The organism is Stenotrophomonas sp. 05L413 (assembly GCF_056397945.1).
Map to the genome: position 1 here is coordinate 106008 of NZ_JBFTOL010000004.1, position 20876 is coordinate 126883.

Annotated in this window: 18 protein-coding genes; 17 read left to right on the forward strand and 1 reads right to left on the reverse strand. The window is 69.0% G+C overall.

Annotated features, from left to right (window positions below):
- The first annotated feature begins 12 nt into the window (after positions 1-12).
- The 17 genes from AC1DIQ_RS09760 (at position 13) to AC1DIQ_RS09840 (ending at position 18675) form a co-directional block, all read left to right on the forward strand.
- On the forward strand, positions 13-564 hold the full coding sequence (locus AC1DIQ_RS09760; RefSeq protein WP_152152108.1) for a COG4648 family protein: 552 nt from the start codon (positions 13-15) through the stop codon (positions 562-564).
- Positions 557-2242, forward strand: coding sequence for an ApeI family dehydratase (locus tag AC1DIQ_RS09765; RefSeq protein WP_478049941.1), 1686 nt, complete (start codon positions 557-559; stop codon positions 2240-2242). The genes AC1DIQ_RS09760 and AC1DIQ_RS09765 overlap by 8 nt, the downstream gene beginning before the upstream one ends.
- Positions 2235-3020: a glycosyltransferase family 2 protein gene (locus tag AC1DIQ_RS09770; protein ID WP_152152110.1), complete on the forward strand. Its 786-nt coding sequence runs from the start codon at positions 2235-2237 to the stop codon at positions 3018-3020. Before AC1DIQ_RS09765 ends, AC1DIQ_RS09770 begins: the two co-directional genes overlap by 8 nt.
- Positions 3017-3964 carry an LpxL/LpxP family acyltransferase gene (locus AC1DIQ_RS09775; RefSeq protein ID WP_121040883.1) on the forward strand — a complete coding sequence of 316 codons (948 nt, stop codon included), beginning with the start codon at positions 3017-3019 and terminating at the stop codon, positions 3962-3964. The genes AC1DIQ_RS09770 and AC1DIQ_RS09775 overlap by 4 nt, the downstream gene beginning before the upstream one ends.
- On the forward strand, positions 3954-5510 hold the full coding sequence (locus AC1DIQ_RS09780; RefSeq protein ID WP_478049942.1) for an HAL/PAL/TAL family ammonia-lyase: 1557 nt from the start codon (positions 3954-3956) through the stop codon (positions 5508-5510). The genes AC1DIQ_RS09775 and AC1DIQ_RS09780 overlap by 11 nt, the downstream gene beginning before the upstream one ends.
- Positions 5497-5919 carry an acyl-CoA thioesterase gene (locus AC1DIQ_RS09785; protein ID WP_282262260.1) on the forward strand — a complete coding sequence of 141 codons (423 nt, stop codon included), beginning with the start codon at positions 5497-5499 and terminating at the stop codon, positions 5917-5919. The genes AC1DIQ_RS09780 and AC1DIQ_RS09785 overlap by 14 nt, the downstream gene beginning before the upstream one ends.
- Positions 5916-6536, forward strand: coding sequence for a LolA family protein (locus AC1DIQ_RS09790; protein WP_121040877.1), 621 nt, complete (start codon positions 5916-5918; stop codon positions 6534-6536). Before AC1DIQ_RS09785 ends, AC1DIQ_RS09790 begins: the two co-directional genes overlap by 4 nt.
- Positions 6529-8874 (forward strand): MMPL family transporter, encoded by a 2346-nt coding sequence (locus tag AC1DIQ_RS09795; protein ID WP_478049943.1) that lies wholly within the window; start codon positions 6529-6531, stop codon positions 8872-8874. The genes AC1DIQ_RS09790 and AC1DIQ_RS09795 overlap by 8 nt, the downstream gene beginning before the upstream one ends.
- 42 nt (positions 8875-8916) lie before the next feature.
- Positions 8917-10158 (forward strand): NAD(P)/FAD-dependent oxidoreductase, encoded by a 1242-nt coding sequence (locus AC1DIQ_RS09800; RefSeq protein ID WP_478049944.1) that lies wholly within the window; start codon positions 8917-8919, stop codon positions 10156-10158.
- Positions 10146-10697, forward strand: a complete 552-nt coding sequence (locus AC1DIQ_RS09805; protein WP_121040871.1) for a DUF3261 domain-containing protein — start codon at positions 10146-10148, stop codon at positions 10695-10697. The genes AC1DIQ_RS09800 and AC1DIQ_RS09805 overlap by 13 nt, the downstream gene beginning before the upstream one ends.
- Positions 10694-11881 (forward strand): beta-ketoacyl-ACP synthase, encoded by a 1188-nt coding sequence (locus AC1DIQ_RS09810; protein WP_478049945.1) that lies wholly within the window; start codon positions 10694-10696, stop codon positions 11879-11881. The genes AC1DIQ_RS09805 and AC1DIQ_RS09810 overlap by 4 nt, the downstream gene beginning before the upstream one ends.
- Before the next feature lie 2 nt (positions 11882-11883).
- Positions 11884-12339 (forward strand): hotdog family protein, encoded by a 456-nt coding sequence (locus tag AC1DIQ_RS09815; RefSeq protein ID WP_226956608.1) that lies wholly within the window; start codon positions 11884-11886, stop codon positions 12337-12339.
- Positions 12336-13067 carry a 3-ketoacyl-ACP reductase FabG2 gene (locus tag AC1DIQ_RS09820; protein ID WP_121040865.1) on the forward strand — a complete coding sequence of 244 codons (732 nt, stop codon included), beginning with the start codon at positions 12336-12338 and terminating at the stop codon, positions 13065-13067. Before AC1DIQ_RS09815 ends, AC1DIQ_RS09820 begins: the two co-directional genes overlap by 4 nt.
- A complete protein-coding gene (locus AC1DIQ_RS09825; RefSeq protein ID WP_121040863.1) occupies positions 13067-14308 on the forward strand; it encodes a beta-ketoacyl-ACP synthase in 1242 nt (413 codons plus the stop codon). Before AC1DIQ_RS09820 ends, AC1DIQ_RS09825 begins: the two co-directional genes overlap by 1 nt.
- A gap of 74 nt (positions 14309-14382) precedes the next feature.
- A complete protein-coding gene (locus AC1DIQ_RS09830; protein ID WP_121040861.1) occupies positions 14383-14820 on the forward strand; it encodes an excinuclease ATPase subunit in 438 nt (145 codons plus the stop codon).
- 260 nt (positions 14821-15080) lie between these two features.
- Positions 15081-15347, forward strand: a complete 267-nt coding sequence (locus tag AC1DIQ_RS09835; RefSeq protein ID WP_121040858.1) for a YcgL domain-containing protein — start codon at positions 15081-15083, stop codon at positions 15345-15347.
- Complete coding sequence (locus AC1DIQ_RS09840; protein WP_478049946.1) at positions 15340-18675, forward strand: ankyrin repeat domain-containing protein; 3336 nt, start codon at positions 15340-15342, stop codon at positions 18673-18675. The genes AC1DIQ_RS09835 and AC1DIQ_RS09840 overlap by 8 nt, the downstream gene beginning before the upstream one ends.
- Before the next feature lie 72 nt (positions 18676-18747).
- Here AC1DIQ_RS09840 and AC1DIQ_RS09845 read toward each other — a convergent pair whose 3' ends face one another.
- The gene (locus AC1DIQ_RS09845; protein WP_121040854.1) at positions 18748-20553 is read right to left on the reverse strand and encodes a monovalent cation:proton antiporter-2 (CPA2) family protein; all 1806 of its coding nucleotides are present in this window, start codon (positions 20551-20553) and stop codon (positions 18748-18750) included.
- Between the last annotated feature and the right edge of the window lie 323 nt (positions 20554-20876).

The following is a 20876-nucleotide window of genomic DNA, read 5'->3' on the forward strand; positions in this document are numbered from 1 at the left end:
TGAAGACTGACCATGGTCCGGGTACGCGTCGCGGCGTTTGCGTTGCTGTCGCTGGCATACCCGCTGGTGGTCTACCTGTCGCTGGGCCGGTTCGAGCCGCGCTGGTTGTCGCTGCTGCTGTTCACCCTGGCCGCGCTGCGCGCGCTGACCACCCGCCAGGCGGTGTGGTGGGTGGCCGCACTCGGCACCGGTGTACTCGCCCTGGTCGCCACGGCCTTCAACGAGGCGCTGCCGCTGAAGCTGTACCCGGCGCTGGTGAACGCGGTGATGCTGGTGATCTTCGCCACCAGCCTGCGCTTCGGGCCGAGTGCCGTGGAGCGCCTGGCGCGGCTGAGCGAGCCGGATCTGCCGCCGTTCGCCGTGATCTACACCCGCCGCGTGACCTGGATCTGGTGCGGGTTCTTTGTTCTCAACGGAAGTCTGGCCCTGGCCACGGCGCTGTGGGCGTCCAACCAAGTGTGGGCGTTCTACAACGGAGTGTTGGCGTACGTGATGATGGGTGCTCTGTTTGGCGGGGAATGGCTGGTCCGGCGACGGGTCAAGGCGGCGCATGCCCATGGCTGAGTGGATCGCACTGGACCGGCTGGCGCTGGCCCCGCGGCCGGGCCGCATCGTCGGGATCGCCGGCGACACCGTGGTGGAGCACCCGCAGTTCCGCGCGCAGGTGCTCGGCTGGCAGCAGGCGTTCGCGCGTGCGCCCGGCACCGACTGGGCCCTGTATTTCGATGACACGCTGAGCTTCGCCGCCGCCCTGCTGGGTGCCTGGCATGCCGGCAAGCGGGTGTTCCTGGGCGGGGACAACCTGCCGGCCACGTTGGAAGGGCTGAGCCCGTGCGTGGCCGGGTTCGCCGGCGACGTGCCGGCCCGGTATGCGCCGCTGCAGCCCGATGCGGCGGCCGATCCGGATCAGGTGCTGCAGCCGTTGGACGAAGCGGTGCTGGAGCTGGTGGTGTTCACCTCCGGCAGCACCGGCGCGCCGAGCGCCATCGTCAAACGCATGCGCCAGCTGACCCGCGAGGTGGATGCGCTGCAGGCCGCCTTCGGCGAGCAGCTCGACGGTGCGCAGGTGCAGGGCACGGTCTCCCACCAGCACATCTACGGGCTGCTGTTCCGGGTGCTGTGGCCGCTGGTGGCCGGGCGCGCGATCCAGCCGCGCCGGTTCTTCCACGAAGACCTGATCAGCGCGCTGGGCGGCCAGCCATCAGTTCTGGTGGCCACCCCGGCCCATCTCAAACGCCTGCCCGAGCAGCTGGACTGGTCCTCGCTGGACGGTCAGCTGCGCGCGGTGTTCTCCTCTGGGGGGCCGTTGCCGACCGAGGCGGCGCTGCAGGTGCGCACCTTGATGGGCGTGGCCCCGACTGAAGTCTTCGGCAGCAGCGAGACCGGTGGCGTTGCGTGGCGGCGCTGGAGTGCAGCGCGGCCGCAGTGGCATCCGTTGCCCGGCGTCGCCTGGCGGATCGACGAGGGCTGCCTGGCGGTCCGCTCGCCGCACCTGGCGAGCGAGGACTGGTGGCTGACCCAGGACCGTGCCGTGGCCGACGATGGCCACAGCTTCCGCCTGCTCGGGCGCGCCGATCGCATCGTCAAGATCGAAGAGCGCCGCGTCTCGCTGGATGCCCTGGAGCAGCAGCTGCGTGCGCACCCGGCGGTGCAGGACGTGCGGGTGCTGGTGCTGCCGGGCGCGCGCGAGCAGCTGGCCGCCGTGGTGGTGCCGCAGGCGACCGGGGTCGCGCAGTGGGACGACGCCGAGCGCCGCCGCCAGGCGCAGCAGCTCAGCGCGCATCTGGCCCGCAGCCATGACGCCGTGACCCGGCCGCGCCGCTGGCGCTTCATCGACGACCTCCCCGTCAACGCGCAGGGCAAGGTCACCGCCGCGGCACTGGCGGCGCTGTTCCGCCCGTTGATGCCGACGGCCGAGTGGCAGCAGCGCGATGACACCATCGCGTCGCTGCAGTTTGTTCTGGATCCTGACCTGGTGGCGTTCGACGGGCATTTCCCGCAGGCGAAGATCCTGCCCGGCGTGGTTCAGCTGGACTGGGCGATCCACTACGGCCGCAGCGCCTTCACGATGCCGCCGCGGTTCGTACGGATGGACGCGGTGAAGTTCCAGCATGTGGCGCGCCCTGGCGACTGCCTGCAGTTGAGCCTGGGCTGGGATGCGGCGAAATCGGCAATGAGCTTCCGCTATGTCTCCGACCATGGCGTGCATGCCAGCGGCCGGGTGGTGTTCGGCGATGCGTGATGACACGGGCAGTGGCATGAGCAGGCCTGCCTTCGCCCCGTTGGTGGTGATCCCGGTCTACGACCACGCGCACGCGATCGGCGCGGTGGTGCAGGGCGTGCTGGCCAGTGGCCTGCCATGCCTGCTGGTGGACGATGGTTCGCATCTGGACTGCGCGCAGGTGCTCGATGCCCTGGCGCGCGCGCACGCACCGCAGGTGACGCTGCTGCGGCTGGCGGTCAACCAGGGCAAGGGCGGCGCGATGCTGGCCGGGTTCGCCGAGGCCGCGCGTCTGGACTACAGCCATGTGCTGCAGATCGATGCCGATGGCCAGCACGACACCGGCGATATCCCGCGCTTCGTCGCGCTGTCGCAGGCGCAGCCGGAGGCGGTGATCTGTGGCACGCCCGCCTACGATGCCAGCGTGCCCAAGGCGCGCCTGTACGGCCGCTATGCCACGCACATCTGGGTCTGGATCAACACGCTGTCGCTGCAGATCCGCGATTCGATGTGCGGCTTCCGCCTGTATCCGCTGGCACCGGTGACGCGCCTGATCGGTGAGGAAACCATCGGCCGGCGCATGGATTTCGACAGTGAGATCCTGGTGCGGCTGTTCTGGCGTGGGGTGAAGGTGATCAATGTGCCGACCGCGGTGACCTATCCCAGCGATGGCGTCTCGCACTTCGATGTGTGGCGCGACAACGTGCGCATCAGCCGCATGCACGCGCGCCTGTTCTTCGGGATGCTGTGGCGCGCGCCGCGGCTGCTGTGGCAGCGCATCGCAGGTCCTCGCGCATGACCACGCCTGCACCTGAGAGCGCGCCGCACTGGGCCGACATCGGCGAGTCGACCTCGGCCGCCGGCGTGCTGTTTCTGTGCTGGGTGCACCGCTGGTTCGGGCGCTGGCCGTTCCGCCTGTGCGTCTACCCGGTGGTGCTCTGCCACTGGTTGACCAACCGGGTTGCACGCCAATCCTCGCTGCAGTACCTGCAGCGTCTACAGGCGCATACCGGCGTGTTTTCCGCACCGCCGGGCCGCTGGCAGAGCCTGAAGCACTTCGCGCTGTTTGCCGACACCATGCTCGACAAGCTGCTGGGCCTGGGCGGTCGCTACCCACCCGAGCGCATCTATCTGCAGCGCGACCTGGTGCTGGACAAGATCGCGCGCCGTGAAGGCGGCCTGATCCTCACCGCGCACATCGGGTGCCTGGAGTTGTGCCAGGTGCTGGCTGAGCAGGTGCCCGGCTTCCACATCACCGTGCTGGTGCACACCGCGCACGCGCAGCGTTTCAACCGGCTGATGCAGCGGCTCGATCCGCTGGCCTCGGTGGAACTGCTGCAGGTCACGGACATGGGCCCGGCCACCGCGGTCGAGCTGCAGCGCCGGGTCGAGGCGGGTGGCTTCGTGGCCATCGTCGGCGATCGCGTGCCGCTGCGCGGCGGTCGCACGGTACCGGCTTCGTTCCTCGGCCACACCGCGCAGTTCCCGATCGGCGCCTACGTGCTGGCTGCGGCGCTGGCGTGCCCGGTCTACACCATGGCCTGCCTGCACCACGGCGCAGGCTACCGCGTGCGTTTTGAGCACTTCACCGAGCGCATCGTATTGCCGCGCGGTTCGCGTGACGCCGCGCTGACTGCGCAGGCTGAAGATTTCGCCCGGTGGCTGGAAGTTCAGGTCACCCAGGCACCCTTGGACTGGTTCAATTTCTTCCCCTTCTGGGATCAGGCATCGCATGGCAAGTAAGGCCGATCAGACACCCTCCGTCCGCTTCGGCGATGCGCCGCTGACCATCGAAGACGTGGTCGCGCTCTCGCAGCGGCAGGCACAGGCCGTCGTCACCGACGATGCGGCATTCACCTCGCACATCCAGCGCGGCGCGGATTTCCTTGATCGCCTGCTGCGCGAAGATGGTGTCATCTACGGGGTGACCACCGGCTACGGCGATTCGTGCACGGTGAACATTCCGCCGGCGCTGGTGGCCGAGCTGCCGCATCACCTGTTCACCTACCACGGTTGTGGCCTGGGCCGTTTCCTGGATCCGCAGGAGACCCGCGCGGTGATCGCTGCACGCCTGGCCTCGCTGGTGCGTGGCATGTCCGGCGTCAGCCACCCGCTGCTGCAGGGCCTGGCCACCCTGCTGCGCCACGACGTGCTGCCGCTGATTCCGGCCGAGGGTTCGGTCGGTGCCAGTGGCGATCTGACCCCACTGTCCTACGTGGCCGCGGTGCTGTGCGGCGAGCGCGAGGTGATGTACCAGGGGGCGCGCCGCCCGGCCGCCGAGGTGCTGGCCGAGGTTGGCATGGCCCCGCTGCGGCTGCGCCCCAAGGAAGGCCTGGCGATCATGAACGGCACCGCCGTGATGACGGCGCTGGCCTGCCTGGCGTATGACCGCGCCGACTACCTGACCAGGCTCGCCACGCGCCTGACCGCGTTCAACGTGCTGGCCAGCGACGGCAACGCACATCACTTCGATGAGATGCTGTTTGCCGCCAAGCCGCACCCGGGCCAGATGCAGATCGCCGCGCGCCTGCGCCAGGACCTGCACAGCGACCGCCCGCCGCGCAACGAACAGCGCCTGCAGGACCGTTACTCGCTGCGCTGCGCGCCGCATGTGATCGGCGTGGTGCAGGACGCGTTGCCGTTCTTCCGCCAGCTGATCGAAACCGAACTCAACAGCGCCAACGACAACCCGCTGATCGACGTCGAGGGCGAGCGCATCCTGCATGGCGGGCACTTCTATGGCGGCCACATCGCCTTTGCGATGGATGCGCTGAAGAACACCATTGCCAACCTGGCCGATCTGCTCGACCGGCAGATGGCGCTGGTGGTGGACGCGCGCTTCAACCACGGCCTGCCGGCCAATCTGTCGGCCGCCACCGGTGAGCGTGCAGCGATCAATCATGGCCTGAAGGCGCTGCAGATCAGCGTGTCGGCCTGGACCGCCGAAGCGCTCAAGCAGACCATGCCGGCCTCGGTGTTCTCGCGGTCCACCGAATGCCACAACCAGGACAAGGTCAGCATGGGCACCATCGCCGCGCGCGATTGCCTGCGCGTGATCGAACTGACCGAACAGGTCGTCGCCGCGCTGCTGATCACTGCCCGCCAGGGCGTGGCGCTGCGCGAGCGCGTCGGCATGAAGGCGACGTTGCACGGCGATCTGGCTGCGATGTACCAGGACCTGTCCGAGCGCATTGCCCTGATCGAGGAAGACCGCGCGCTGGATGGCGAGCTGCGCGCCCTGCTGGATGACATCCGCGCACAGCGCTGGGAGTTGTATGTCGACGCCTGATCTGAGCTGCGAGGTAACGCTGTCGCCGGCCTTCCATGACTGCGACGCCATGGAAGTGGTCTGGCACGGCAATTACTTCAAGTATTTCGAGATCGCGCGCTGCGCACTGCTGCAGCGCCACGATTATGACTATCCGCAGATGCGTGATTCCGGCTACCTGTGGCCGGTGGTCGATGCGCGGGTGAAGTACATCCGGCCGCTGCTGTACGGCCAGGCGCTGCGCGTGCGCGCCACGATCACCGAGTGGGAAAACCGCCTGAAGATCGCCTACGACATCCTGGATGCGGACAGCGGTACCACGCTGACCCGCGCCCACACCATCCAGGTCGCGGTCGACGCGGCCACCAATGAAATGCTCTACCTGTGCCCGCCGGTGCTGTGGGAGCGTCTGGGAGTGCAACCGCAATGAACCGTTTCCTGCGCACGCTGTGCGTGCTGGTGATGCTGGCCATGGTCGCCCCGGCGCTTGCCGCCACCGATGTGGAGGCCGTCAAACAACGCGTAGCCAAGGTCGACGTGCTGCGTGGCGAGTTCTCCCAGGAGAAGCAGGTCGCCGGCTTCAAGAACCCGCTTCGCTCGCAGGGCCGCTTCGTGCTGGCCCAGGATCACGGCGTGATCTGGACCACGCTCAAGCCGTTCCCGTCCGAGGTGGTGGTCACCCGGGACCGCATCCTCAGCCGGCAAAGCGATGGCAGCAGCCGGGTCGAACTGGATGGCCGTCAGCAACCGGCGATGCGCTCGGTCAACGCGATCATGTTCGCGCTGATGAGTGGCGATGCGCAGGCGCTCTCGGCGCAGTTCACGGTCAAGGTCGAGGTGCTGCCCGGCAACGCCTGGAAAATGCAGCTGACCCCGCGCTCGGCGATGCTCGGCAAGGTGTTCGCGCAGCTCACCCTGAGCGGCGACCGTTACGTGCGCGAGGTCCAGATCAACGAGGCCAACCAGGATGTCACCCGCATCCAGTTTGCCGGCATGAGCGATACGCCGGCCACGCTCAGCACCGACGAGGGTCGCAGGTTTGAATGACGTGCTGACCTCGAACGGCCGACTGCAGCGCATCTGGCGCTGGCTGGCCATCGCCTGGTTGCTGGTGCTGGTCGGCCTGGGCGTGCAGCAGTGGCAGCTGTGGAAGAGCGAATCGCGGATCGACACCGACATCCTCGCGCTGTTGCCGCAGGACGCGCATGACCGTCTGTTGTCCGATGTCACCCGGCGCATCGCCGATGCCAATGCGCGCCAGATCGTGGTGCTGCTGGGCAGCACCGATGCCGCGCAGACCAAGGCGGCCGAGGCGACCTTCCGCGCCACCCTGCGCGACAGCGCCGACGGCAAGGCCCTGCTCCAGGAGAGCGGCTCGATCGAGGGCTGGTTCGATCAGGCCCGTGCGTTTTACGCACCGTATCGCGATCGCCTGCTGACCAGCGCACAGCGCGAGCGGCTGCAGAACGAACCCACCCAAGGCCTGGCCGAGTCGGCGCTGGCGGCGCTGTACGGCCCGATGGGCGCACCGCGCCTGACCGAGTGGCGCCAGGATCCGCTGTCGCTGTGGCCGCAGTGGTGGCAGGAACGCGCGCTGGGCTCGGGCCTGCAGATGGGCGACGACGGCCTGCTGGAGGCCGATGGCAAGCACTGGTCGATCGTGCAGTACGACACAGTCGGCTCGGCGTTCCAGCTCGATGGCGAGCGCCATATCGATCTGCTGCTGGATACCGCCGCCGAGGCCGCCGCCAGGCAGGCGCCGGGGCTGGAGGTGCTGCGTGCCGGTGTGCCGCTGCATGCCGAGGCCGCTGCGGTGCAGGCCAACTGGGAAATCAACACGATCGGCTGGGGCTCGCTGGCCGCGGTGCTGCTGCTGGTGTGGCTGGCATTCCGCTCGCTGCGCCCGATCCTGCTGGTGGCCGCCTCGCTGCTGATCGGCTGCGGTGTCGCGCTGGCGGTGACGGTGCTGGTGTTCGGCAAGGTGCACGTGCTCACGTTGGTGTTTGGTGCGTCACTGGTCGGTGTTGCCGAGGACTACGGCATCCACTGGTTCGCCTCGCGCCAGGCCGAGCCGGCCGACCGTCGCTGGAAACTGCTGCGGCATCTGCTGCCGGGCCTGTGGCTGGCGTTGCTGACCAGCGCGCTGGCGTATCTCGCGCTGGGCCTGGCCCCGTTCCCGGGGCTGCGCCAGATGGCGCTGTTCTCGGTGGTGGGCCTGGCGGCCGCGTTCCTGACCGTGATCTTCTGGTTCCCGTGGCTGGATGGCGGCGAAATCCGTCGCACCGGCTTTGCCCGCTGGCTCGGCGCCACGCTGGAGCGCTGGCCGCGCCTGCATGGGCGCAAGGCGGCGATGTTCCTGGGCGTGGTGACGTTGCTGTCGGCGATCGGCATCGCGCGCCTGCAGACCAACGACGACCTGCGCAGCCTGCAGTCCTCGCCACCGGAGCTGATCGCCCAGCAGATCCGCATCAGCCAGATGCTGGGCATGCCCAGCCCGGCGCAGTTCTATCTGGTCCAGGGTGACACCGCCGAGCAGGTGCTCGAGCGCGAAGAAGCGCTGATCGACCGCCTGCGCGTGCTGGAAGCAGACAAGCAGATCGGCGGCTACCGTGCGATCAGCGATTGGCTGCCTTCGCAGAAGCGCCAGCAGGCCGATGCCGCGCTGACGGCCAAGGTCGAGCCGCAGGTGCTGGCCCAGGTCGGTGAGGCCGTGGGTGAGCCGCTGCTGCGCCCCGCCTATGCCGCGCAGGATCTGCAGGCCGAAGCCTTCCTCGCATCGCCGGCGGCGATGCCGTTCCGCCACCTGTGGCTGGGCACGGTCGGGCAGGGCGTGGCGTCGGTGGTGATGGTCGATGACCTCTCCCGCGCCGATGCACTGGCCCTGCTGGAAGCACAGGCCAAGGGCATCGATGGTGTGCGCTGGGTCGACCGTACCGCCGATTTCTCGCAGTTGCTCAAGCACTACCGCAAGCTGATGAGCGGCCTGCTGCTGATCGGTATCGCGCTGGTGTTCGCGGTGCTGTACTGGCGCTACCGCGGGCAGGCCTGGCGCGTGCTCGCCCCGACCCTGGTTGCCGGTGCGCTGACGCTGGCCCTGCTGGGCCTGTTCGGGCAACCGCTGCAGCTGTTCAACGTGCTCGCGCTCATGCTGCTGCTTGGCATGGGCATCGACTACGGGATCTTCCTGATCGAGCACCGCGGCGATGCCAGTGCCTGGTTGGCCGTGTGCGTTGGCGCGGCCAGCACCTGGCTGTCGTTCGGCCTGCTCGGGCTGTCGGCCACGCCGGCGCTGCGCGCGTTCGGCTTGACCCTGCTGTTCGGCATCGGCCTGGTCTGGCTGATTTCGCCGCTGTTCCGCCCCCCGCCGCACGACGCCCCACACTGAGCGACCGCGTTTTCCTCACCTGATCTGATCAAGGATGTACCGATGAATCCGCACGTGGAACGTACTGAAATCCTGGTCATCGGCGCCGGTCCGGCCGGTTCCGTGGCCGCTGCGATGCTGCGCCAGCAGGGCCGCCAGGTGCTGATCCTGGAGCGCCAGCAGTTCCCGCGGTTCTCGATCGGCGAGAGCCTGCTGCCGCAGAGCATGGAGTACATCGAGGCCGCCGGGCTGCTGCAGGACGTGGTGCAGGCCGGGTTCCAGTACAAGAACGGTGCCGCGTTCGTGCGCGGCCAAGCGACCACCGAGTTCGATTTCCGCGACAAGTTCTCGCCGGGCTGGGGCACCACCTACCAGGTGCAGCGCGCCGACTTCGATGATGTGCTGGCGCGCGGTGCCGAGCGCATGGGCGCCACGCTGCGCTTCGGCGATGAAGTGCTCTCGGTACAGCCTGGCCGCCCGGCACAGGTGCAGGTGCGCCGCCCGGATGGCAGCGAATACACCATCGAGGCCGGTTTCATCCTCGACGCCAGTGGTTTCGCCCGGCTGCTGCCGCGCCTGCTGAAGCTGGAGTCGCCGTCGAACTTCCCGGTGCGCGGCGCGATCTTCTGCCACGTGCGCGACCACATTCCGGCCGGCGCGGGGTTTGACCGCAACAAGATCCTGATCACCACCCATCCTGAGCACGTGGACGTGTGGTACTGGACGATTCCGTTCTCCAACGGCTGCTGCTCGCTGGGCGTGGTCGCCGAGCCGAGCTTCTTCGAGCGCTACGCCGGTACCGATCTGGAGAAGCTGCAGGCCATCGTCGGCGAAGACCCGAACCTGACCCGCCTGCTCAGGAACGCCGAATGGGCGGTGCTGCCGGTGCGCACCATCACCGGGTATTCGGCCAACGTCTCCTCCTTGTGGGGTGAGGGCTATGCGCTGCTGGGCAATGCCGGCGAGTTCCTGGACCCGGTGTTCTCCTCGGGCGTGACCATTGCCTTCAAGTCGGCGCAGCTGGCCAGCGCGTGCCTGGCGCGCGAGCATGCTGGTGAGACGGTGGATTGGGAGCAGGCGTTCTCGGTGCCGCTGCGTGCCGGGGTGAAGACCTTCCGTCGTTTTGTCGAAGCCTGGTACGCCGGTGGCTTCCAGAAGATCATCTACCATCCCGATCCGCAGCCGGAGGTGCGGCGCATGATCTCCTCGATCCTGGCCGGCTACGCCTGGGATACGCAGAACCCGTATGTCGCCGATGCCACGGGCCGGCGCCTGCGCGTGCTGGAGGAACTGTGCAGCGCCTGATCCTGACCCTGTTGCTGAGCCTGCTGCTGGCCGCGTGTGCCAGCACCCGCATGCCCACACCGCTGGTGCAGCTGCCCACGCTGCAGCTGGCGCCATCGGCATTGCCGCAACCGGTGCAGCTGCAGCAGCGCCTGCAGTTCCGCTTCGGCAGCCACGCGCGCGAGCTGGATGCGCTGCTGGAAGTGGACGCCGAGCAGGTGCGGCTGGCCGTGCAGGCGATGGGCCAGACCGGCGTGCGCATGGTCTGGGACGGGCAGCACCTGGAGCAGACCCGCGCCCCATGGCTGCCGCCGCAGGTGCGCGGCGAGCGCGTGCTGGACGACCTGCAGTTCGCGTTGTGGCCGGCGGCGGCGATCCGCGCCGCGCTGCCCGCCGGCTGGACCCTGCAGGAGACCGATGGCGTGCGCAGCCTGGTGCAGGGCGGCACGCCTTGGCTGGTGCGCGACACGCTGCCCGATGGCCGCGTGCGCCTGCGCAACCTGGCCGAGGGCTATGAACTGGTGATCGAATCAATGGACATGGGGCAGGGCCAAGAGTGAGCAGCAGCGCGGTCTATCTGAACGAGCTGGGCGTGATCTGCGCGCTGGGTGCCGACCGCGCCCAGGTGCGCGACGGCCTGTTCGCGGCGCAGCCCGGTGGCCTGCGCGACAACGCTGCGATCCTCCCCGGGCGCACGCTGGCGCTGGGCGAAGTGCATGCGCCGCTGTCGGACCTGTCCGCCCTGCCGGTGGCCCTGCGTGGCCGCAACAACGGCCTGCTGGACGCGGCGCTGGAGCAGATCCGCGCGGGCGTGGCTGCTGCCGTGGCGCGCTTTGGTGCCGCGCGTGTGGCGGTGATCATCGGCACCAGCACCTCGGGCATCGGCGAATCGGAGAACGCACTGCGTACGCATCACCGCGACGGCGTGTGGCCGGCCGATTTCCATTACGCCCAGCAGGAAATGGGCACCGCCGCGCGCTTCGTGCGCGAGCGGATCGGCAGCACCGGCCCGGCGTGGACGATCTCCACCGCCTGTTCGTCCAGCGCCAAGGCGCTGATGTCGGCCGCGCGCCTGCTGCAGGCCGGCGCGGTCGATGCCGTAGTGGCCGGTGGCGCCGATTCGATGTGCCGGTTCACCGTGGCGGGTTTCAGCGCATTGGAGTCGGTCTCGGCGGCGCGCTGCAATCCGTTCTCCGTCAACCGCAACGGCATCAACATCGGCGAAGGCGCGGCGCTGTTCCTGATGACCCGTGAGCCGGGCCCGGTGCGGCTCTCCGGCTGGGGGGAATCCTCCGATGCGCACCACATGTCCGCGCCGGATCCGCAGGCACGCGGGGCGATCGATGCGATGCAGCAGGCGCTGGAACGGGCCGGCCTGACGGCCGCGCAGATCGACTACGTGAACCTGCACGGCACCGCCACCGGCCACAACGATGCGATGGAAAGCCAGGCGGTCGCCGCTGTGCTCGGCACGCAGGTGCCGGCCAGCTCGACCAAGCCGCTGACCGGGCACACGCTGGGTGCGTCCGGCGCGATCGAAGCGGCCCTGTGCTGGATGACACTGGCCGACAACCCTGACCAGCAGTTGCCCACCCACTGGTGGGATGGGCAGGCCGATGGCGCGTTGCCGGCACTGGCGCTGGTGGCACCGGGGACGCGTGCCGCGCAGCCGCTGCAGCACGTGCTCAGTCACTCATTCGCCTTCGGCGGCAGCAATGCCGTGCTGGCACTGGCCAAGGGATGAGCATGCCGCTGCCCCCCGACATCAACGCCGTGCTTCCGCACCGCGACAGCATGCGCCTGATCCACCGCGTCGTGGCCTGGCAGGACGAGTCCATCGCGGTCGAGGTGGACGTCCCGACGCAGGGCCTGTTCTGCACCCCCGACGGCGTGCCCGCCTGGGTCGGGGTCGAATACATGGCCCAGGCGATCGCCGCCTGGGCTGGGTGCCGTGCCTGGCAGACCGGTGCGGAACCCTCGATCGGCTTCCTGCTCGGCAGCCGTCGTTACACCGCCCACCAGCCGTACTTTGCCGCCGGCAGCTGCCTGCGGGTGGAGGCGAACTGCGAGCTGTTGGGCGAGAATGGCCTGGGCATGTTCGCCTGCCGGATCCTGGCGGGCGATATCGAAGTGGCAGTTGCCAACGTTTCCGTGTTCCAACCTACGGATGCAGCGGCTTATCTGGAGAGTGGAGAGGCATGACAGGGAATTTGACCGTGCTGGTGACCGGCGCCAGCCGTGGCATCGGCCGTGCCGTGGCGCTGCGTTGCGCGCGCGACGGCTTCGACGTGGTGGTGCATTGCCGCAGCCGCATCGAAGACGCGCAGGCTGTGGTGACCGAGATCCAGGCGCTGGGCCGGCAGGCCCGGGTGCTGATGTTCGACGTGAGCGACCGCGATGCCGCGCGCACTGCGCTGGAAGCGGACATCGCCGAGCACGGTACGTATTACGGGGTGGTCTGCAACGCCGGCATCGCCCGCGACGGCGCCTTCCCGGCGATGCCGGCCGAGGATTGGGATGCGGTCATCCACACCAACCTGGACAGCTTCTACAACGTGCTGCACCCCCTGGTGATGCCGCTGGTGCGCCGGCGCAAACCGGGCCGCATCGTGACCTTGTCCTCGGTGTCCGGCCTGGTCGGCAACCGCGGCCAGACCAACTACAGTGCGGCCAAGGCCGGCATCATCGGTGCCACCAAGGCGCTGGCGCTGGAGCTGGCCAGCCGCGCGATCACCGTCAACTGCGTGGCCCCCGGGCTGATCGAGACCGAGATGGTCAATGAAGAAGTGGTCGAGCACGCGCTCAAGCTGATTCCCGCCAATCGCCTGGGCCAGCCAGAAGAGGTCGCTGCGGCGGTGTCCTTCCTGCTCTCCGAATCGGCCGGCTACATCACCCGCCAGGTGATTTCGGTCAACGGAGGCATGGTCTGATGGCCCGCCCCGATCGTCGTGTCGTGGTCACCGGCGCCGCTGCCATCAGCCCGCTCGGGCAGGATTGGGCGAGCATCCGCGCGCGCCTGCAGGCGCGGACCAATGCGGTGCGCTACATCCCCGAGTGGGAGGTCTTCGATGGCCTCAACACGCGCCTGGCTGCACCGGCTGAAGATTTCGAACTGCCCGCCAACTACAACCGCAAGACCACCCGCAGCATGGGCAAGGTGGCGGTGATGTCGGTGCGTGCCACCGAGCTGGCGCTGGAGGCGGCCGGTCTGCTCGGCCATCCGGTGCTGCGCAGTGGCATGGCCGGCGTGGCCTACGGCTCGTCCTCGGGCAGCCACGAGGCCACCGCCGAGTTCGGCCGCATGCTCCATGAGCACACCACCGAAGGCATCAGCGCCACCACCTACCTGAAGATGATGAGCCACACCTCGCCGGTGAACATCGGCGTGTTCTTCGGCTTGTCCGGCCGCGTCTACACCACCTCCAGCGCCTGCACATCGGGCAGCCAGGGCGTGGGTTCGGGCTATGAAGCGATCCGCAGCGGCAAGCAGACGGTGATGGTCACCGGCGGTGCCGAGCAGCTCGACGCCACCGCCGCGGCGGTGTTCGACACCCTGTTCGCCACCAGCGTGCGCAATGATGCGCCGCAGACCACGCCCAGCCCGTTCGATGCGCACCGCGATGGCCTGGTGCTGGGCGAGGGCGCCTGCACGCTGATCCTGGAAGAGCTGGAGCATGCACAGGCACGCGGTGCCACGATCCTGGCCGAAGTGGTCGGCTATGGCACCAACAGCGACGGCCAGCACGTCACCCAGCCCAGCGCCGGCACCATGGCCCAGGCGATGCGGCTGGCGCTGGAAGATGCTGACCTGGCTGCCGATCGGATCGGCTACGTCAACGCGCACGGCACCGCCACCGAGCACGGCGACATCGCTGAAACCCAGGCCACCCACCAGGTGTTCGGCCCGGGCATGCCGATCAGCTCGCTCAAGAGCTACGTCGGGCACATGCTCGGGGCCTGCGGCGCCTTCGAGGCCTGGCTCAGCATCGAGATGATGCGCGACGGCTGGTTCGCCCCGACCCTGAACCTGCACGAGGTCGATCCGCGCTGCGGCGCGCTGGACTACATCGACGGCGAAGGGCGTGCATTGCAGACCGACCACGTCATGAGCAACAACTTCGCCTTCGGTGGCATCAACACCTCGTTGATCTTCCGCCGCTGGCAGGACTGACCGCTGTTTCCGGCCTGCCGTGCGGGCCGGCCGTTTCCGTAAACCCCTCGCGTCCCCAACAAGGAGAAAGTTGAATGCGTCGTTTTACCCTGATGGCCGCCACCGCCCTGCTGGCTGTCGCCAGCACCGCCCAGGCCCGCGATACCCGCGTGGAGCAGTCGCTGCATGAGCTGGTCAATTCCGCCGAAGCCCGCAATGTGGGCATCGACGGCAGCGTGAAGTTCTATCTGGCCGGCGAGAACGTCAGTGTGCTGCAGCGCCTGGGCGAGGATGTCACCAACAAGAAGACCAACGCGGCCAACAAGAGCGACGCCGAAGCCTGCCGCTGGGTGGCCCTGTCGGCGCTGCGCGCGCTGCAGGACGGCGCCAAGTCGCGCGGCGCCAACGCCGTGGTCGACATCGTCAGCTACTACAAGAAGAACGAGTTCAAGAGCACCACCAACTACGAATGCTATGCGGGCACGATCCTGGCCGGCGTGGCGCTGAAGGGCACCTACGCCAAGGTGAAGTAAGCCGAAAGACCACCGCCTTGTGGGCGGTGGTCTGCGGAATGGGACGACCGTGGGCACCGACAGACCCGCCGCGGCCACGCATTCATCACGGCGGTATGGGCAGACTGCAGCGGCGCCCAGCTGAACGACATCGCGACATTGATGAACCTGATGCTGTCGCGCGACGGAAAACCGACAGGGGACAGTGCACGCAGCTTTCACCTGTGCCAGCTTTCCTCCACAATCAATGTCATTCACTACCCTGGGCAAAGCCCTGCGGCATGCAAGCCTACGTCTATAAAAGCCAACGCAAGCAGGACAGCTTCGTCTATCTCGCCGTTCGTGATGACTTCTCGGTCATCCCTGACGCGGTGAAGGCCTCGCTGGCGCCGTTCCAGTTCGTTCTCGAAGTGGCCCTGACTCCCGACCGTCGCCTCGCCCAGGCCGATGCCGCACAAGTGCGCCAGAACCTGACCGAGCGTGGATTCCACCTGCAGTTGCCGCCGCCCCCGTTGGCGCCGGTCCGGTTCGCGCGACGCAATGACTGAATCCCAACGCCCCCGCGCTGTTGCCTCTGCGGCCGCGCTTGGTGTGCTGCTGGCCCTGGCCGCGGCCGTCGGTGGCGTGCCCGGTGCGGTGTGCGCCGCGCTGGCCCAGCCGGCGTTCGCGCTGGCGGTATCGTGGTGGCGCCGGACGCGCCCGCTGCAGCCATTGCCCCAGGTGGTCCGCCATGACGCGCCCGCGCTGCTGGCGCTGTGGTCGCTTGGCCCGCTGCTGCTGACCCTGCTGGTGGCCTGGCCGCTGAGCGCACTGCACGACAGCGGCAGCCTGGCCGCCGTGCTTGGCCTGAGCGTGGCGGTCAGTGCCGCGCTGCTCGGGGTCTGGCGGACCTGGCCGTTGTGGAATGACGTGGAACGCAGCGAAGGTAGCCTGGCCCGCCATTGGCAGACCCTGGCCGGGCGCGACCTGACCGCCTGGCGCGGGTTGGCCGTGGCCGCACTGGTGGTGCTGGTGTGCGCGCTGGTAGTGCTGCCGGCGTGGCCGGGCCTGGTGTCGGACGCGCTGCATTGGCCGATCGCCGCCGCGGTCGTGCTGCTGTCGCCCTTGGCGCACCTGCTGCTCCAGGCGATCGCACCGGCGACGACCCTGGGCGCGCCGATGCCGGCCGAGACGCGCGGTGACCGCGACGAGCCCTTTGCCGAGCCCTACGCCGAGCCCAAGCCGCTCGAATCGATCGGCCTGCATGAACAACAGCCGGCGCTGTATGACGCCGCGCGCAGCGGCCGGGTCGATCGCGCCCTGCAGCTGCTGCAGGCCGGCGCCGATCCGCACGGGCTGCCCGATCCGGCCTGGCGCGACCAGCGCAGCCTTGCCGTGCTCGCCGCGGTGCTGCCCGACCTGCGTCTGCTGCGTGAACTGATCGCCCGCGGCGTCGGCGTCAACGCCCCGCACCGCGGTATGACCCCGCTGCTGGCCGCCACCCGCGACAGCTGGCACGGCCGCCCCGAGGCGGTGATGACCCTGCTCGCCAACGGCGCCGACCCGCGTGCGGTGGACAGCGAAGGCAACACCCCCCTGCATCACGCCGCGCGCAGTTCCGATCCCGGCGTCGCCGCATTGCTGCGCGATGCCGCCGCCGAAGTGGATGCGCTGAACGACGATGGCTGGTCACCGTTGGCCGTGGCCTGCCAGGTCGGCAACTGGCGCCTGGCCAAGTTCCTGCTGGAACGCGGGGCCAAGACCGAGCCGGCCGAGGGCACGCCCGTGTTGCTTGCCGCTGCGGGCACCGAAGAAGACGATCCGGCCGGTGTGCAGCTGCTGCTCAAGCACAAGGCCCGCGCCGATGCGCGCGACCGCCAGCGCCGCAGCGCGCTGCACGAAGCCGCGCTGGCCGGCCATGTCGACATCATCGACGTGCTGCTTGCTGCCGGTGCCAACCTGGAAGCCCGCGACGCACTGGCGCGTACCCCGTGGCTGGAAGCCGCGCGGGGTGGCCGTGCCGGCGTGGTCGAACACCTGCTGCCGCACCACCCCGATCTCAATGCGGTCGATGGCGAAGGCCGCAACGCGGTGCTGCTGGCCTGCATGGCCGAGAACGTCTCGCCGCTGCTGATCCGTCGCCTGCGTGACCTGGGCATCGCCGTCGATGTGGCCGATCCGCAGGGCCGTCGTGCGGTGGATATCGCTGCTGGCGCCGGGCGCTGGGCGATCGTCTCGCTGCTGGATCCCGCCTATCCGCTGCCTTCCGCGGTCAGCGACGGGCTGGTGATGTCCGGCGACAGCGATGCGGCCTCGCCCTCGCTGCCGGATCGCCCACCGCTGGAGCTCCTGCGCGAAGCGCTGAGCTTCGGCAACGTGGAGGGCATGGCCGCGCTGGCCCGCCTGTGTGCGCCGGAGGAACTGGGTGCGCTGCTGCACGACGCCGAACTGGCGCTGGATCCGCAGGCGCTGGACTGGCTGCTCGCGCACGGCGCGGCGCCGGAAGTCCTGGATGCCTGCGGTGATACCCCGATGTTCGCGCTGCTGGCGCGGGGCATCGACGCGGTGCCGGCGCTGCAGGTGCTGCTGCGCCGTGGCCTGTCCCCGGCCGGTCGCGGTGGCCTGGCACGCCTGCTGAGCGCCTGCGCCCAGCACGACCACGCCTCGCGCGGGCTGGAACAGCTTGCGCTTGAACTGCTCGAGCGCGGCGCGGATCCGTTCGCGCCATCGCCGGCCGGCGATCCGCCGCTGTCGCTGGCCGTGCGGCTGGGCTGGCTGCGGCTGCAGCAGGCCCTGCTCACTCAAGGCGTGGACCGTGAAGCACGCGACAGCCATGGCATGACCGCCCTGCATCTGGCCACCGCGCTCGCGCGCGAAGGCTCGATCAAGCTGCTGGTGCAGCAGGGCGCCTCACCCGAAGCCCGCGCCGCCGACGGCCAGACCCCGCTGGGCGTGGCGCTGTCGATCGGCCGCCGCGATCTGGCCGACTGGCTGGACTGGCGGGTGTGGCCGCTGCCGCGCCGCGCGCTGCGCGACGGCGACCTGCCGGCGGCCGCGATGGCCGGTGACGCCGATGCCGTACGTCGCCTGATCGATCTCGGTTTCGCCGTTGATGTGGTCGACGCCCAAGGCTGCACCGCGCTGCTGCGTGCCGCCGGGGGCGGGCACCTGGCCGTGGTCGACCTGCTGCTCACCCGTGGCGCGAATCCGCAGCACGCCGCGGCCAGCGGTGCGACGCCCCTGTCGGCGGCGGTCAGCATGCGCCAGATCGATATCGTCTCGGCCCTGCTCGATGCCGGTGCCGAACTGGAATACCGCCTGCCGGGCGGCGTCACCGTGCTGATGCTTGCCTCGGCGCTGGGCCTGCCCGACATCGTCTCGCGCCTGCTCACCGCCGGTGCCAACGTGCACGCGGGCGATGCCCAGCAGCTTGGCCCGTTGCACTGCGCTGCGCTGTACGGTTTCAGTGCGCGCGACCGCGCGCGACTGCTGGCCCTGCTCGACACCCTGCTGCTGGCCGGTGCCGAACCGGACCTGGCCGCCGCCGGCTCGGTCACGCCGCTGCTGCTGCTGCTTGGCGCACGCGCCGAACCGGGTACCGCCTGCGATGAGCAGATCGTGCTCGCCGCGGTGGAACGCCTGCTCGACGAAGACGTTTCGCTGGAGGTGCGCGATCCGCGCGGTTTCGGTCCGCTGCATCTGGCGGCGCTGCACGGCCTGCCGCTGCTGGTACAGCGCCTGCTGCGTGCCGGCGCCGACCCGGACGTGCGCGATGCGCTCAACCGCAGCCCGCGCGAGATCGCGGTGATGCGCGGCTTCATCGACGTCGCCGGGGAGTTCGAACCGCTGGTGCCGGGCGTGTCTTCGATGGCCCGGTTCCTGCGCGATAACGGCTGAGCCCCGCCTGGTAGTGCCGGCCGCTGGCCGGCAGCGCTCAATGAGGCACGGGCAGGTGCACCTGCAGGTTCATCAACGCGGTGGGTTGCCGTCCACACCCTTCCCCTCACTCTCCGCATCCGCCTCGAACAGATGCATCAGGTCCGCGCGCGCATCGCGCGAGGTCTGGATCACCGCCGCCTCGTCGTCGTAGACCAGGTACTGATCGCGCAGCAGCTTCTCGTCGTGCTCGCGGAAGCGCTGCACATGGCTGCGTGCGGTTTCCACCGACATGCCCAGCGCGATCAGCATCCGTTCGCTCAGTTCCAGGCTCGTCCCGAACACCTCGCGGAACGGCTCGGCGGACATGTCCATCAGGCGCCACGCATGCTGGCGGTTACGCGCGCGCACCAGCACCACCGCATCGGGATACATGCGCCGGATCAGCCGCGTGGCCCGCATGTTGGCGTCTGGATCATCCAGCGTGACCACGTAGACGCGGATGTGCTCGCCGCCGGCGGCGCGCAGCATTTCCGGCCGGGTCGGGTCGCCGTAATAGAGCTTGTTGCCGAAGCGGCGCAGGTCCGAGACCGTATCCGGATTGGATTCCAGCGCCACGAACGGGATCTTCTGCGCGGTCAGCAGGCGCGCGACCACCTGGCCGAAGCGGCCCATGCCGGCGATCATCACCTGTGGCTGCACATCGGTGATGTCGACCTTGTCGGCGGGCTGGGCAGGCGTCTTGGGGCCCTCGTCGCGGCCCAGCAGGCGGATCAGGCCGATCATCAGCAGCGGCGTGATCGCCATCGACAGGCCGACAATCGCCACCAGCCGATCATGGTTGGCGTTGCCAAGCAGGTGCGCGCGCTGGGCCTCGTTGAACACCACGAACGCGAACTCGCCGCCCAGCCACAGCACGCTGCCCAGCAGCACCGCGTGGCGGGTCCGCAGCTTGGCCAGCTTGCCGATGCCGAACAGCAGGCCGAACTTGACCACCAGCAGGATCGCCACGCCTGCCGCGATCATCATCGGCTCGGCGACGATGCGATCCAGGTCGATGCCCATGCCCACGGCGATGAAGAACAGGCCGAGCAGCAGGCCCTTGAACGGCTCGATCTGCGATTCCAGTTCGTGGCGGAATTCCGAATCGGACAACAGCACACCGGCCAGGAACGCACCCAGGCTCGGGCTCAGTCCGGCCTCCTGCATGAACCATGCGGTGCCCAGCACCACCAGCAGCGCAGTGGCGGTGAACACCTCCGGGCTGCGGGTGCGCGCAATGATGTTGAACAGCCGGCGCAGCACCGGGCGGCCGCACAGGATCACCACCGCCAGTGCGCCGATGGCGATGGCCACGTCGTTCCACTGCAGGGTGTCGTTGCGCGCACCGCCGAGCAGTGGAATCGCGGCCAGCAACGGGATCGCGATCAGGTCCTGGAACAACAGGATGGCAAAACCCAGGCGCCCGTAATCGCTGTTGATCGCTTTATGCTCGGACAGCAACTGCAGCCCGACCGCGGTGGAGGACAGTGCCAGCGCGATGCCGACGATCAACGCGCTCTTCCACTGGAAGTGATCCAGCATCAACAGGCTGCCCAGCACCAGCGCGCTCAGCGCGACCTGCAGCGCGCCAGCGCCGAACACCGAGCGGCGCATCACCTTCAGGCGGGCGGGCGACAGCTCCAGGCCGATCACGAACAGCAGCATCACCACGCCGATCTCGGCGGCGCTGAGGATGCGGTCGGCATCCTGCACGAAACCCAGGCCATCCGGGCCGAGCACCACGCCGGCCGCCAGATACCCCAGCACGGCGCCCAGGCCGAGCTTCTTGAACACCGGTACCGCGATCACTGCAGCCAGCAGCAGCACCAGGGCCAGCTCGAGCGCGCCGCTATGCATGGGGGAACCTGCTCATGGGGGTGTGTGCCGTGCGGGTGGAAAGCCTCCCCGGGGCGGCCGGGGCCTGTGGCCAGGGCCACGCAGTATTATGCGGCCGCCATGGGCGCCCAAGGCGACTGCCACCGGAACGGCATCCCGGACAAGGGTTGACCTGCGTCACACCCGGGTCCAGACTGCCCGCCGCTGCTGGCGTCCGCCGTCGGCAGTAAACCCTTCCGGAGTCCCCAACCCATGTCCAGCGACAGTAGAAGTCGACCTTGCTCGACGCCAGCGATGGCCACCGCCTGACACGGGTCGGTTCGCCAGCGTTGGCGTCGCGCAAT

Coding starts and splice junctions, on each gene's coding strand:
- AC1DIQ_RS09760 (WP_152152108.1), top strand. CDS start 13: ATGGTCCGGGTACGCGTCGCGGCGTTTGCGTTGCTGTCGCTGGCATAC.
- AC1DIQ_RS09765 (WP_478049941.1), top strand. CDS start 557: ATGGCTGAGTGGATCGCACTGGACCGGCTGGCGCTGGCCCCGCGGCCG.
- AC1DIQ_RS09770 (WP_152152110.1), top strand. CDS start 2,235: ATGCGTGATGACACGGGCAGTGGCATGAGCAGGCCTGCCTTCGCCCCG.
- AC1DIQ_RS09775 (WP_121040883.1), top strand. CDS start 3,017: ATGACCACGCCTGCACCTGAGAGCGCGCCGCACTGGGCCGACATCGGC.
- AC1DIQ_RS09780 (WP_478049942.1), top strand. CDS start 3,954: ATGGCAAGTAAGGCCGATCAGACACCCTCCGTCCGCTTCGGCGATGCG.
- AC1DIQ_RS09785 (WP_282262260.1), top strand. CDS start 5,497: ATGTCGACGCCTGATCTGAGCTGCGAGGTAACGCTGTCGCCGGCCTTC.
- AC1DIQ_RS09790 (WP_121040877.1), top strand. CDS start 5,916: ATGAACCGTTTCCTGCGCACGCTGTGCGTGCTGGTGATGCTGGCCATG.
- AC1DIQ_RS09800 (WP_478049944.1), top strand. CDS start 8,917: ATGAATCCGCACGTGGAACGTACTGAAATCCTGGTCATCGGCGCCGGT.
- AC1DIQ_RS09815 (WP_226956608.1), top strand. CDS start 11,884: ATGCCGCTGCCCCCCGACATCAACGCCGTGCTTCCGCACCGCGACAGC.
- AC1DIQ_RS09820 (WP_121040865.1), top strand. CDS start 12,336: ATGACAGGGAATTTGACCGTGCTGGTGACCGGCGCCAGCCGTGGCATC.
- AC1DIQ_RS09825 (WP_121040863.1), top strand. CDS start 13,067: ATGGCCCGCCCCGATCGTCGTGTCGTGGTCACCGGCGCCGCTGCCATC.
- AC1DIQ_RS09830 (WP_121040861.1), top strand. CDS start 14,383: ATGCGTCGTTTTACCCTGATGGCCGCCACCGCCCTGCTGGCTGTCGCC.
- AC1DIQ_RS09835 (WP_121040858.1), top strand. CDS start 15,081: ATGCAAGCCTACGTCTATAAAAGCCAACGCAAGCAGGACAGCTTCGTC.
- AC1DIQ_RS09840 (WP_478049946.1), top strand. CDS start 15,340: ATGACTGAATCCCAACGCCCCCGCGCTGTTGCCTCTGCGGCCGCGCTT.
- AC1DIQ_RS09845 (WP_121040854.1), bottom strand. CDS start 20,553: ATGCATAGCGGCGCGCTCGAGCTGGCCCTGGTGCTGCTGCTGGCTGCA.